This window comes from Dactylosporangium sucinum, from assembly GCF_014647515.1.
Lineage (GTDB): Bacteria > Actinomycetota > Actinomycetes > Mycobacteriales > Micromonosporaceae > Dactylosporangium > Dactylosporangium sucinum.
In genome coordinates, this window is sequence record NZ_BMPI01000092.1 from 1 (window position 1) to 12,630 (window position 12,630).

General features: G+C 70.2%; 12 protein-coding genes. 8 read left to right on the top strand and 4 right to left on the bottom strand.

Translation table 11 applies throughout. From position 1 onward, the window contains the following. Positions 1–443 precede the first annotated feature (443 nt). The gene (locus IEZ31_RS50035; RefSeq protein WP_190257217.1) at positions 444–2,288 is read left to right on the top strand and encodes a sensor histidine kinase; all 1,845 of its coding nucleotides are present in this window, start codon (positions 444–446) and stop codon (positions 2,286–2,288) included. A gap of 6 nt (positions 2,289–2,294) precedes the next feature. On the opposite strand, the gene IEZ31_RS50040 is transcribed toward IEZ31_RS50035, so the two are convergent. Next, positions 2,295–2,519 carry a hypothetical protein gene (locus tag IEZ31_RS50040; protein ID WP_190257218.1) on the bottom strand — a complete coding sequence of 75 codons (225 nt, stop codon included), beginning with the start codon at positions 2,517–2,519 and terminating at the stop codon, positions 2,295–2,297. A gap of 91 nt (positions 2,520–2,610) precedes the next feature. On the opposite strand from IEZ31_RS50040, the gene IEZ31_RS50045 reads away from it, so the two are divergent. Together IEZ31_RS50045 and IEZ31_RS50050 are read left to right on the top strand one after the other, a co-directional pair. Further along, a complete protein-coding gene (locus tag IEZ31_RS50045) occupies positions 2,611–2,829 on the top strand; it encodes a hypothetical protein (RefSeq protein ID WP_190257219.1) in 219 nt (72 codons plus the stop codon). 183 nt (positions 2,830–3,012) lie between these two features. Further along, complete coding sequence (locus tag IEZ31_RS50050; protein ID WP_190257220.1) at positions 3,013–4,449, top strand: DEAD/DEAH box helicase; 1,437 nt, start codon at positions 3,013–3,015, stop codon at positions 4,447–4,449. Between the two features lie 781 nt (positions 4,450–5,230). Here the strand turns inward: IEZ31_RS50050 and IEZ31_RS50055 are convergent. The 3 genes from IEZ31_RS50055 to IEZ31_RS50065 all read right to left on the bottom strand — a co-directional run bounded on the left by IEZ31_RS50055 (position 5,231) and on the right by IEZ31_RS50065 (position 7,729). After that, positions 5,231–6,271, bottom strand: a complete 1,041-nt coding sequence (locus IEZ31_RS50055; protein ID WP_190257221.1) for a fatty acid desaturase family protein — start codon at positions 6,269–6,271, stop codon at positions 5,231–5,233. A 153-nt stretch (positions 6,272–6,424) separates the two neighbouring features. Beyond that, positions 6,425–6,628, bottom strand: coding sequence for a cold-shock protein (locus tag IEZ31_RS50060; RefSeq protein ID WP_190257222.1), 204 nt, complete (start codon positions 6,626–6,628; stop codon positions 6,425–6,427). Positions 6,629–6,991: 363 nt separating this feature from the next. Further along, positions 6,992–7,729: a FadR/GntR family transcriptional regulator gene (locus IEZ31_RS50065; RefSeq protein WP_190257223.1), complete on the bottom strand. Its 738-nt coding sequence runs from the start codon at positions 7,727–7,729 to the stop codon at positions 6,992–6,994. A 196-nt stretch (positions 7,730–7,925) separates the two neighbouring features. Between IEZ31_RS50065 and IEZ31_RS50070 the strand changes: the two genes are divergently transcribed. From IEZ31_RS50070 to IEZ31_RS50090, 5 genes are read left to right on the top strand one after another with little or no spacing between them, the layout of a single operon-like run. Further along, positions 7,926–9,572, top strand: a complete 1,647-nt coding sequence (locus IEZ31_RS50070; protein ID WP_190257224.1) for a phytoene desaturase family protein — start codon at positions 7,926–7,928, stop codon at positions 9,570–9,572. A 29-nt stretch (positions 9,573–9,601) separates the two neighbouring features. Further along, positions 9,602–10,378 carry an amino acid ABC transporter ATP-binding protein gene (locus tag IEZ31_RS50075; protein WP_444542482.1) on the top strand — a complete coding sequence of 259 codons (777 nt, stop codon included), beginning with the start codon at positions 9,602–9,604 and terminating at the stop codon, positions 10,376–10,378. Next, complete coding sequence (locus IEZ31_RS50080) at positions 10,378–11,022, top strand: amino acid ABC transporter permease (protein ID WP_190257226.1); 645 nt, start codon at positions 10,378–10,380, stop codon at positions 11,020–11,022. The genes IEZ31_RS50075 and IEZ31_RS50080 overlap by 1 nt, the downstream gene beginning before the upstream one ends. Positions 11,023–11,031: 9 nt before the next feature. After that, positions 11,032–11,676 carry an amino acid ABC transporter permease gene (locus tag IEZ31_RS50085; RefSeq protein ID WP_190257227.1) on the top strand — a complete coding sequence of 215 codons (645 nt, stop codon included), beginning with the start codon at positions 11,032–11,034 and terminating at the stop codon, positions 11,674–11,676. Between the two features lie 54 nt (positions 11,677–11,730). Next, complete coding sequence (locus IEZ31_RS50090; RefSeq protein WP_190257228.1) at positions 11,731–12,600, top strand: substrate-binding periplasmic protein; 870 nt, start codon at positions 11,731–11,733, stop codon at positions 12,598–12,600. The last annotated feature ends 30 nt before the right edge of the window (positions 12,601–12,630 follow it).

Below are 12,630 nucleotides of genomic sequence, written 5' to 3' on the forward strand. Positions count from 1 at the left end.
TTGAACGAGATCTGCTGCTGGGTCAGCTGGGCCTTGACGTAGTCGTTGGCGAAGTTCGCGTTGCTGGTCAGCACGAGGCCGGCGACCAGCAGGAGTCCGGCCAGCACGACCAGGCCGAGACCGACGATGATGTCGAGCGTCTTGCGCTTCATGGTGTCCTCCGGGGACCTGGTGGTTCGCCGCTTGTCTGGTGAACACAGCGTCTCCCGGAAGGCTGGCCGCCCAGCAGGGCACAACCACCTGACTCGACCGGGACCTCGGACCCGGTCGTGCCCGGGACCTCCGGCACCCACCCGCCTCGCTGGCCGTTCGCCGTCGCAGCCGACCTGTGGCCGTTCACACATTCGTCACGGACCCGGTCGCTGGCATCGAGCTAGCATTGTGGCGGTGACGTGAAGGTACGCAGCCCCCGCGTGTTGTCGCAAGGTGGAGGGGCGTGGCTGATGCGGACGCGCCTGATGGCATTGTTACTACGTCCGACGCCGCCACCGCTCGCGTTCGGGCTGATCGTTTCCGTGGTGCTCATCGCGGCGGAGACCGCGCTGTTGTTTCCCCTCAAGGCAGGTGTCGAAGAGGGCGCCAGTGGCGTGGTCTACCTCTGTGGCGTCCTGGTCGTCTCAACCGTGTGGGGCGCCGCACTGGGCGTGGTGACCTCGGTGGTCAGCGCCCTCGCCTTCAACTACTTCCACGTTCCGCCCTACTGGGGGCTGCACCTCAACGTGCGCCGGGACCTGCAGAGCATCGTCATCTTCATCGCGGCCGGTCTGTTGACCAGCTTCCTCGCAGACCTGGCCCGCTCCCGCGCCACCGAGGCATCGGAGCGGCATCAGGAGGCCGACCTCGCCGCCGACCTGGCCCGCCGGGTGTTGCGGGCCGGCGAACTGCGCTCGGTCCTCGGTCCGGCGTCGCGGCGGATCGCGGAGGTGTTCGCCCTACGGTTCGCGGCCATCGAGCTGCGGGCGGTTGCCGGGGACGAGCGGCGGGCCGCGTTGCCGTTGTACGACCACGGAACGTGTCTGGGCACCCTGCTGGTCCCGGCGGACCTACCCGAACCGGTGCTGGAACGCCTGCGGCGACGGCTGGTGCCATCGCTGGAGTTGCTGCTGCTGGCGGAGCGCGGCCGTGAGGCGATCACCAACTCGCTGAAGGCCAGCCGTGAAGAAGCCACCAGGCTGATGGAGGAACAGGCCGCGATACGGCGGGTCGCTACCCGGGTGGCGCAGGGAGCCGCACCGATCGAGGTCTTCGGTGCGGTGACGGCGGAGCTGTGCCGGATCTGCGGCCCCCAGAACACCGGCCTCATCCGTTACGAGCCGAACGGCACGGGCACCCTCGTCTCGGGCCGCAACGAGAGCGACGTTTCCCAGATGCCGGCCGGGACAGCCATCCTGCTTGAGGGAGACTGCGTGTCCGGGATCGTCAAGCGCACCGGCCGCTCGGTCCGGATGAGCTATGACAACGCGGTCGGGCCCACCGCCGCGACCCTGCGCGAGCTCGGCATTCGTTCGGGGATCGGCGTTCCGGTCGTGGTCGAAGGCCGGCTCTGGGGCGCAGCCATCGCCTCGACCACGTCGCCCACGCCGATCTCGGCGGCCACCGAGGCGCGCCTGGTCGACTTCACCGAGCTGGTCGCGACCGCGATCGCCAACGCCGACAGCCGCACGCAGCTCGCCGCCTCCCGCGCCCGCGTCGTCGCCGCCGCCGATGACACTCGCCGACGGATCGAACGCGACCTGCACGACGGCGCACAGCAACGTCTCGTCTCGCTCGGCCTCCAACTGCGCTCCGTGGAAGCCTCCATACCACCCGGCCTGGACACGATCAGGGAGGAACTGTCAGTCGCCGCGAGCGGACTGACCGGCGTCTGCGAGGACCTGCGGGAGATCTCCCGGGGCATCCATCCGGCGATCCTGTCCGAGGGCGGGCTGGGTCAGGCGCTCAAGACGCTTGCCCGCCGCAGCGCGATTCCGGTGGAGCTCACGCTGGACATCGACCGGCGGTTGCCCGAACGAGCCGAGATCACTGCGTACTTCATCGTGTCCGAGGCACTCACGAACGCCGCCAAACACGCCCGCGCGACCGTGGTGTGCGTCGACGCCGCAGCCCGTGACGCGGTCCTCGGGCTCTCGATCCGAGATGACGGCATCGGGGGAGCCGGCACCGGCAAAGGGTCCGGACTGATCGGTCTGCAGGACCGCACCGAGGCACTCGGCGGCCAGATGGAGATCGTGAGCCCGGTCGGCAAAGGCACTGCGCTGCAGTTCAGCATTCCCATCGGCAGCATCTGAAGGCGACTACAGGACCGCGCCGCGAGGTGCCAGTTCCACGGCCGCGACGCCGCGCCCGTACAGGACAACCACCCGGTTGCCGTGGCGGGTCCGGATCATGCCGGAGTCTGCGGCGAGGGCGGCGACCGCGTGCTCAGCCACCTCGTCGACGTCGGCGGTGCCGGCCTCCTCGTACGCGACGTCCAGACTGTCGCCGGTGATCAGCCGAATACGCAGGACAATCTCGGTCATAACGGTCAGTCTACGGGAACTGTACGCGATCGCCAGATGTACCAAGATCGTCAACATTCCGTACTCGGGCCAGGTGCTATACGGTCAGTGCGTGAGAATCGAGCGTCATTGGTGGAACGGCGACCGCACCGTGCGGGGACGTCGCGATGTGTATATCCGCACCGATGGCGAGTTGTGGGAGGTCGAGGCCCGAGCCGGCGGCGGCGACGGCCGGTCGAAGATCTACCCGTGTCCGGGCCGGCAGTCGGCGGAGATCCTGGCCGGGGCATGGATGGCCGGGCAGAGCCGGTGGCAGGTCGTCGCGCCCTGATCGGCCGGCGCCGCGGCTCCGCGCACGCCCGTCGGCGCGCAACGAGGTCCGGTAGCGGATTCAGGTAGACTCATGGCACGGCCCGCCCGATCATGGTGGGCCGGGTTCGATGTCCCACGCCACGCGCCGCGGCCGAAACGGTCAGCGCCGGGCGGGACGTCCCCTTCGACGTACGGAGCCTTTATGGCGGCACGCCGCCCGCACCAGACCACCTCGCCCAACCCGCCCGCCTCGTCCAACTTGCCCGACTCGTCCAACCCCCCGACCTTCGCCGACCTCGGCGTGCCCGGCGCGCTCGTCCGCGTGCTGGCCGCGACCGGGGTGGACCGGCCGTTCCCGATCCAGGCCGCGACCCTGCCCGACGCGCTCGCCGGGCGCGACGTGCTCGGCCGGGGCCGCACCGGCTCGGGCAAGACCTATGCCTTCGTGCTGGCGGTGCTCACCCGCCTGGCCGCGGCCACCGCGCCGCGGCGGGCCGGGCGGCCCCGGGCGCTGATCCTCGCACCCACCCGCGAGCTGGCCGCCCAGATCGACGCCGTGATGGCGCCGCTGGCCAAGGCGCTGTCGCTGCGCACGATGACCGTCTTCGGCGGCGTTGCCGCCGGGCCCCAGATCGCCGGCCTGCGCGCCGGGGTCGACGTCCTGGTGGCGTGCCCCGGCCGGCTCGCCGACCACGTCGAGGCCGGACACGCGCGCCTGGACGCCGTCGAGATCACCGTGCTCGACGAGGCCGACCACATGGCCGACCTCGGCTTCCTGCCCACCGTGAAGCGGCTGCTGGAGCAGACCCCGCGCGGCGGGCAGCGCCTGCTGTTCTCGGCCACCCTCGACGCCGGCGTCGACGTCCTGGTGCGGCGCTTCCTCACCGACCCGGTCGAGCACAGCGTCGACTCCGGGCTGTCCCCGGTCGCCGCGATGACGCACCACGTCCTGCACGTCCACGCCGAGGACCGCTTCGCGGTGCTGGTCGAGCTGACCGCCGCGCCGGGCCGGACCGTCGTGTTCACGCGCACCAAGCGGGGCGCGAAGACGCTCACCCGCCGACTGGTCGCGGCCGGCGTGTCCGCCGTGGAACTGCACGGCAACCTGGCCCAGGCCGCGCGCACCCGCAACCTGCGGGCGTTCTCCGACGGTGACGTGCGCACGCTGGTCGCCACCGACATCGCCGCCCGCGGCATCGACGTCGACGACGTGGCCCTGGTCGTGCACGCCGACCCGCCGGCCGAGCACAAGGCCTACCTGCACCGCTCGGGGCGCACGGCCCGGGCCGGCGCGGCCGGGACGGTGGTCACGCTGATGACCGACGGCCAGGCGCCCGAGGTGCGGGAGCTGACCCGCAAGGCGGGCATCGCGGCGACCACCACCCGCCTGAGCCCGGGCCACGCGCTGCTGCGCGAGCTCGCCCCGGGCGAACGGACGCTGGCTCCCGAGCCGGCGCGGCCACCCGCCGCCCCCCGGCCCGAGCCGCAGCGGCCCGAGACGCAGGCCGCCCGGAGCGGCCGGGGCCGGCGCGGCCGCAAGCCGTCGCCGACCGTCTCGACACACTCCGCCCCGGCAGGAAGCGGCGCGGCGGCCTTCTCCGCCCGGGCCCGGCCGAGCGCTCGCCGCGGCGGCCGCTGAGCGCGCCGGAAGCCACCTACGGGTGGTTGAAGGTGTACCGGGCGAGGGCCGGGCCACGGCCCGACGCTCGCTCGGAACGACGTGGCGACCGGAGCCAGGACCGGTAGTGGCGGCAGGCCCAGCACCGGGTATCGCCGAGCAGAACGCTCATGCGCGCTCCAATGCTGTCATCCGGTGAGTCGCGATGAACGGGCCGGAGGGAGGCTATGCCGCCCGCCACCGCGCCCGGTCCTCGCCGGGCTTCCGCGTGCACCGCATTTTCGTGCCCTTGCTCGTGTAGCCGATCGCGCCTTCCGGCGAGCAGAACGCCCCCGGCGTCACGATCGGACCACCGCCACCGCCCGGCGCGGTCGTCTTCGGCGCCGGCGGTTTCGTGGTCTTCTTCGGCACGGCGGTCGTCGTCTTCGGCCCGCCGGGGGTAGTGACGCCAGGCGCACCGCCGGCACCGGCGTCGCGCGACGACTCAACCGTTCGGCCATACCTCGCCCCGCCAGGTTTGTACGTGCACGTGCGGGTAGCCAGGTCGCGCCGGGTCGGGCTGCACCGCCCGCCCCGGTGCCCGTGGTGGCCCAACGAGGTGCCGCCACAGTCGGCGGCAGGGTACACGAGCCGTTCAGACCCGCCCGCCGGCGCCCAACCCGGAACGGGTGGGTCTGAACGGCCGGTTCCGCGCGGGTCGGCGTGGCACAGGTGGCTCCCACCGGGACTCACCGCCTATCGCAGCACGGCCGTGGCCATGCCGACCCGCCTGTCAGGACCCTGCCGGCCGAGTTCGAGCGCTTCAGGCGGCGGCCGGGGACGGAGTCCGTCCGACCGTGTGCAGGTGGCGCAGCGCCTGGGCGTAGGAGGCCAGCAGGCTGGTCTGGCAGTAGGTCAGATCGTGTGCGTGGCAGAACTGCCTGACCATGTCCTGGGCCCGGCGCAGGTTCGGGCGCGGCATGCTCGGGAACAGGTGGTGCTCGATCTGGTAGTTCAGGCCGCCCAGCATGAAGTCGGTGAGCCAGTGCCCGCGGACGTTCCGCGACGTGAGCACCTGCCGGCGAAGGTAGTCGGTGCGGTCGTCCGGGTGGAGCATCGCCATGCCCTTGTGGTTCGGCGCGAAGGAGCAGCCGAGGTACAGCCCGAAGAGTCCCTGGTGGATCAGGATGAAGGCCACGGCCTGCAGCGGCGACAGGATCACGAACACGGCGGTCAGGTATCCGGCGACGTGGACGGCGAACAGCGTGGTCTCCCAGCCGCGGCGGCGGGTCGTGCGCCGGGCCAGGGCACGGAGGCTCGCCAGGTGCAGGCTGACCGCCTCCAGCAGCAGCATCGGGAAGAACAGGTACGCCTGGTAGCGGTAGACGGCCGCGGCGGTCCGGCCCCTGCTGCGGGCCTGGGCGGCGGTGAACGCCAGTGCGCCGATCTCGATGTCGGGGTCCTTGCCCTCCTCGTTGGGATGGGCGTGGTGCCGGTTGTGCTTGTCGATCCACCAGCCGTAGCTGAGGCCGATGGCGAGGTTGGCGTGCAGGATGCCCACGACGTAGTTCGCCCGGCGTGAGCTGAACATCTGCCGGTGTCCGGCGTCGTGGCCCAGGAAGCCGAGCTGGGTGAACACGAACGCCAGGAAGGCGGCGGTCGCCAGCTGCCACCAGGACTCACCGATCGCGACGAAGGCGGCCCAGCCGCCCAGGAACAGCGCGGCGGTGACGGCCAACTTCCACCGGTAGTAGCGGGGCCGCCGGTCGAGCAGCCCCGCGGCCTTGACGAGGCGCAGCAACTGCGCGTACTGGCTGCCGTGCTCGGACCGGACGATGGGCAGCGTCGGCTGCGGTGGGGACATGGTTTGGCCTCCTGGCTGCACGCGTGCAGAACGGGGGGACCTCGCAGGACCGCGAGGCGCTCGGAGCGTGTGGGTCAGCCGTGGGCTTCCGCAAGCCTGGCCGGTCGGTCGTCGACCGGACCGGCCAGGCGCCGCTCAGTGTGCAGGGGTGGCTCAGATGGCGCGGATGTTGGCCGCCTGCGGCCCCTTCTGCCCAGGGGTGATGTCGAACTCCACCCGCTGGTTCTCCTCAAGGCTGCGGAAGCCGCTCGCCGTGATCGCGGAGTAGTGGGCGAACACATCGGCGCCACCGCCATCGGGGGTGATGAAGCCGAAGCCCTTTTCCGCGTTGAACCACTTCACAGTACCGACGGTCATGTCCTGCTCCTTCGCAAGGCAGATGGAGACCACACCGTGTGGCCTCCCGCGTCGCCGCTTTGATGACCCTGCTCCGGAAACCCGGCAATACTGACAGCGCCCGCAGGTGCGATACCCACGGGCGCGGCAACGTATATGGAAATCAAGACTGCAACAGGCACAACCCTAGCACGGGCACCTGCTGCAGGCCGTCCGGGTGCCCCATGCCGGCAGGGGTTTCCGCACACGGCGCGGTCGGACCTGTCAACGGCCGGGTGTGTTGGTGCCTGCCGGCACGGGGCTCAGGCCATCGCACCACACCGGAGCCGCGGATACCCCGGCGTTTGCCGAACCCCACCCGGTGACGCGGTGGGGGCCGGGAGGTTATGTCCGGGGGACGGCCTTGCGCCAGGTCCGTTCCGACAGCGGGCGAAGGTGGACGAGATGCTCCCGCATGGCTTCGGCGGCACCGGGCCCGTCCTGAGCGCGGATGCAGGCCAGGATCTCCGCGTGCTCCCGCAGGATGTCGTCGTGTTCCCGGGAGTTCAGCAGGCTGCGCTCCGACCGGGCTTCGAGGACGGCGTAGACGGGCTGGGCCGAGATCACCATCAGGCGGTTGTGGGCAAGCTCCAGGAGCGTCAGGTGGAACGCCCGGTTGAGGTCGCTGACCTCGGTGTGGGACAGCCCGGAGGCCGGGCCGGGCACGGTCTCGGTCAGCCGCGCGAGCTGTTCCTCGGTGCGGCGCAGCGCCCCCAGTCGGGTGGCCTCCACCTCGATCAGCTCACGCAGTTCCACCGTCTCGGCGATGCTCACCTCCTCGGCCGCGGTCAGCAGATTGATCTGCGTCGTCATGAACTCGGACACGTAGTCGATCGTCGGGCGCATCACGAAGGAGCCGCCGGTCGCGCCCTTGGAGGTTCGGATCAGGTTCTCGCTCGCGAGGACGCGGAGTGCCTCCCGAACCGTTGCCCGGCTGACGCCGAAGGTCTCGGCGAGGTCCGTCTCCCGCGGTAGGCGTTCGCCGGCTCGCAGCTCGGCCCGCAGGATGTTGTCGCGCAACTGGTCCGCGATCTGCTCGTAGGCCTTGCGGACGCGCTTGAGTCCCGCCGAGTTGGTGGTCACGTGCGGCCCTCCACCTTCAAGTCAGACATATGCCCCGTCCCGGTGAATCCTGCAGCGAATCCAAGCAGTGCATGATGCTACCCGCCAGGTGTCTCCGACGAATACGGCCCGGTGGTGATCGAGCCAATCAAAAGTCTAGCAAAAGCCCTCTTGAAGCATTACGGTGATCCCGTTCGCTACTCCAGAGGAGGTCGCAGTGCCCGACGAGGACCGGCTAGGCAGGAACTTCGACGCGATCGTGATCGGCGCCGGCCACAACGGGCTGGTCGCCGCCTTCTACCTGGCTCGGGCGGGGCTCGACGTGCTGGTGCTCGAACAGCGCGAGGAAGCGGGCGGGCTGCTGGCAACGGCCGAGATCGTTCCCGGCTACCGGACCAACGCGGTGTCGAACTCGTGCCACAACCTCGAGCCCTCGATCGTCTCCGAGATGCGGCTGCAGGACTTCGGGCTCCGGTTCGCCCACCCCGATCCGAGTTCGGTCATGGCCTTCGCCGACGGGCGCCGGTTCGTCGCGGCCAACTCCCGAAGCGCCCTGGCCGACGAGCTCAAGTCGCTCGACGCGGGCGACGTCGACGGCTACTTCGCCACGCTCCAGGCGATGTCGACCCTGGCCGAGAAGCTCGACGTCTCCTTCTATGCGGGCCCGCCCAGCCTCGCCGACCTCTACGGCCGGCTCGACAACGACGCCGACCGGACGCTGTTCAACCGGCTCATGTTCGGCAGCGCCACCGACTTCCTCGCCGAGCGGATCGCGTCCGAGGAGGTGATGTCCCTCCTGGGCATGGTGGCCATCTCGGGCAACTACCTGGGTCCGAGCACGCCGGGGTCCGCCTACATGCTCTTCCACCGGCCCCTCTATCGAGGCTCCTCGGCCACCCGCAGCGGAGAACGCTTCCACACCCTGGGCACGAGCAAGCTCGCGCCCATCGGCGGCATGGCCGAGATCGCCCGCGCCATGACGGCGTCCGCTCGCGCCGCCGGGGCGGTGATCCGGACCGGAACGGGGGTGGCCTCCATCGTCACCAAGCACGGCCGCGTCACCGGCGTGGTCACGCACGACGGGGAGGAGTACACCGCCGACGCGGTCCTGTCGGCGGCGAACCCGAAGCTGACCCTGACCCGGTTCCTGACGCCGGAAGAGCTGGGTGAGGACCTGGCCGCCCAGGCGCGCACCATCAAGATGGACGGCACCGCCTTCAAGCTCATGCTGGCCGTGGACGGGACGCCCCGCTTCACCTGTGCCGTGGACGACGCGGAGAACGACAGGCTTCTGCGGTGCGGGTTCCGCATGGGAACGACCATCTCGGGGATGGACCGCGGGTATCACGCCGCACTCGCCGGTGAGTGGTCGCAGGAACCGATCATCTGGGGACTCGTCCCGTCGTCCATCGACCCGACCCTGGCGCCCGAGGGCGGGCACGTGCTGAGCCTGACGGTCTTCCATGCACCGCTGCAGCTGTCGGGAAGCACGTGGGACGTGGAGAAGGACAGGTTCGCCCGCCACATCATCGAGCATCTCGACGCGGTGTACTTCCGTGGCCTGAAGGACATGCTCGTCGGGTACCGCGCCGTCTCGCCGGAGGACCTCCAGCGCGACTTCGGGCTCATGGGCGCCCATGTCTCGCACGGCGACATCACCGCGGGCCAGATGTTCGACGCCCGGCCCACCTTCGGACTGAGCCACTACGCCACCCCCGTCGCGGGTCTCTACCTGGGCAGCGTGGGGACCTGGCCGGGCAACTACGTCTCCGGGCTTCCGGGCCGCAACGCCGCCCGGCGGCTGCTCGCCGATCGCGCCGACCCGGACCGTTACGCGGAGTTCGGCACGGCGGGGGCCAGCTGATGCCCGGACTCGACACGAGGGAGACAGTTGTGGAGCCTGACCGCCGCGCGCAGCCCGCATTTCTCGAAGCGTCCGGCGTGACCATGCGCTTCGGCGACCACGTGGCCGTGCGGGACGTCACGCTCGGCCTGGCCCGGGGCGAGGTCGTCTCGATCATCGGTCCCAGCGGCGCCGGCAAGAGCACGTTCCTGCGCTGCGTCAACCTTCTCGAGATCCCGACCCAGGGCACGCTGCGGGTCGGCGAGACCTCACTCAGCGTGGGATCGGGCGTCAAGCCCAAGGAACGGGACATCCAGGCCCTGCGCCGGCAGTTGGGCATGGTGTTCCAGAACTTCAACCTCTTCCCGCACCTCACGGTGCTCCGCAATGTCTCGCTCGCCCAGGAGCGGGTGCTCGGTCGCTCCCCGGCCGAGGCCGAGGCCCGATCGATGGCACTGCTGGAGCGCGTCGGACTGGCCGACAAGGCCGGCGCCTATCCCGGGCGTTGCTCCGGCGGGCAGCAGCAGCGGGTGGCGATCGCCCGTGCCCTGGCACTCGACCCGGCGGTGATGCTGTTCGACGAGCCCACCTCGGCGCTGGACCCCGAGGTCGGGGCCGAGGTGCTCGCCGTCATGAAGGAGCTCGCCGCCGAGGGCATGACGATGATCGTGGTGACGCACGAGATGGCGTTCGCCCGCGACGTGTCCGACCGGATCGTGGTGATGGTCGACGGGGCCGTGGTCGAGGCGGGCGAGCCGCATCAGGTCATGTCGAATCCGAGCCACCCGCGCACCCGGACCTTCCTGAGCGCGGTGCTGGACCGCTGATGTTGCAGTACACCGGATACATCCTGACCGGCGTGATCGGCACCGTCACGATCACCGTGTCCGCCTTCCTGATCGGCGCCGTGCTCGGGGTGCCGCTGGCCGTGGCCAGTCGCAGCACCGCCAGGATCCTGCGCTGGCCGGCCGTCAGCCTGATCGAGGTATTCAGGTCGGTCCCGAACCTCGTCTGGCTCTTCCTCGTCTTCTTCGGGCTGCCCGAGGTCGGGGTGCGGCTCGGGCCGTGGACGACCGCCATCCTCACGCTGGGTGTCACCAGCTCGGCCTACCTCGGCGAGATCTACCGGGGCGGCTTCAGCGGGCTGGCGCAAGGTCAGTGGCTGGCGTCCAAGGCGCTGGGCCTGACCACGTGGGATCGCGGCCGGTACGTCCTGGCGCCGCAACTCGTCCGGGTCGTGAGCCCGACCATGGCCACCTACGCCATCAGCCTGCTCAAGGAGTCGGCGCTCGCGTCCACGATCGGCGTGATGGAACTGACCTTCCGCGGGGGACTGGTAACCCAGCGGACCGGCGACGGCCTCAGCACCTTCGTCGTCGTCGGCGTGGTCTACCTGCTGCTGAGCCTCCCGCTCGCCTACGGGTCGCGTCGTGTCGACAGCCGCCTCCGGGCGAAGTTCTCGGTCGGCTAAGGGGAGACGATGGACGGATTTCTCGTTGATCTGCGGACCCTGGCCCCGGGGCTCGTTACGGCGCTGCAGCTGGCCGGCCTGAGCCTTGCCCTCGCCTACGTGCTGGGTCTCGTGCTCGCCCTGCTGGTCGACGCCCAACGACGGGTGGTGCGGATCATCGCCCTGACCGTCGTCGAGGTGGGGCGCGGTCTGCCCCTCCTCGTCATCCTGTACCTCATCTACCGCGGGTTGCCGCAGGCCGGTGTCTTCCTCGACCCCATGCCGGCGGCGGTGGTGGGCTTCACCTGGTCCATCGGCGCCTACGCGTGCGAGATCATGCGCTCCAGTCTCAACGCGGTCCCACCCGGACAACGCGAAGCCGCAAAGGCACTGGGGCTGACGCCGCGGTCGGCGTTCCGCGACATCCTGCTGCCGCAGGCCGCCCGGATCGCCGTCCCGCCGCTGATGAACCTGGCCATCAAGGCCTTCCAGCTCACCTCCCTCGCCTACTCCATCACCCTCTCGGAAGTCATGCAGGCCGCGTACCTGCGGGGCAGCGTGACGTTCGAGTACCTCCGCACGTTCGTCGCCGCGGCCGTGCTGTACGCGGCGATCGCCATCGTGGCGTCGCTGCTGGTGCGGCGATTCGAGCGGAGGCTCAGCCGGCACCTCTGAGCACCTTCCGGATCGCAGTTGCGATCCCACTCCACGCCATCACTGGAGAAGACCATGAAGAGAACGCGCATCGCCCTGGCCGTCACGGCCCTGCTTGCCTCACTGGCCCTCACCGCCTGCGCGGATCCCACCGCGGACGAGGCATCGGCTACTCCGGACAAGAACTGCACACCCGCGCACCAGGACGTGCAGACGGTCACCAAGGGCACGCTGACCGTCGCGCACTTTCCGAACCCGCCGTTCGCCGACAGCGAGGGCAACAAGCTCACCGGCGCCGAGGGCGAGATCCTCGCCCGGATCGCCGAACGGGAGTGTCTCACGATCAAGATCGAGCGGGGCGCCGTCGCGAGCATGATCCCGTCGGTGGAGTCCGGGCGGGCCGACACCACGCTCGGCAGCTGGTACCGCACCGCCGCCCGCGCGAAGGTCGTGAGCCTCAGCGACCCCGTGCTCACGGTCTACCTGGCCATCGCCTCCCGGAAGGGCAGCGGCATCGAGCAGATCGATGATCTCAAGGGCCACACCGTCGGATCCGCGATCGGCTCCCTCTGGGTCGACGACGTCAACAAGCTCATCGGCAACAACCAGAAGCTCTACGACACGCTCGAATCCTCCTACGCCGACCTCAAGGCGGGTCGTATCGAGGCGATCCTGAACTCCCAGCCCACGGCGCTGCGGCAGATCGAGATGGCCGGCCTGCAGAACGACGTCCAGGTGGTCGTCCCCAAACCCAACAACGCGGTGCAGGCGACCCTCCAGCCCGGGCAGACCAACTTCCCCGTGAACCTGCAGAACGCGAGCCTCCTCAAGGCCATCAACGACGGCCTGGCGGCGCTGCGCGAGAGCGGCGAGTTCCGCAAGATCATGGAGAAGTACGGGCTGCCGGCCGAGGCCGACGAACCCAAGCCCTTGCAGAGCTTCTGATCCGCACGTAGGACCGAAAACCACCCCGAG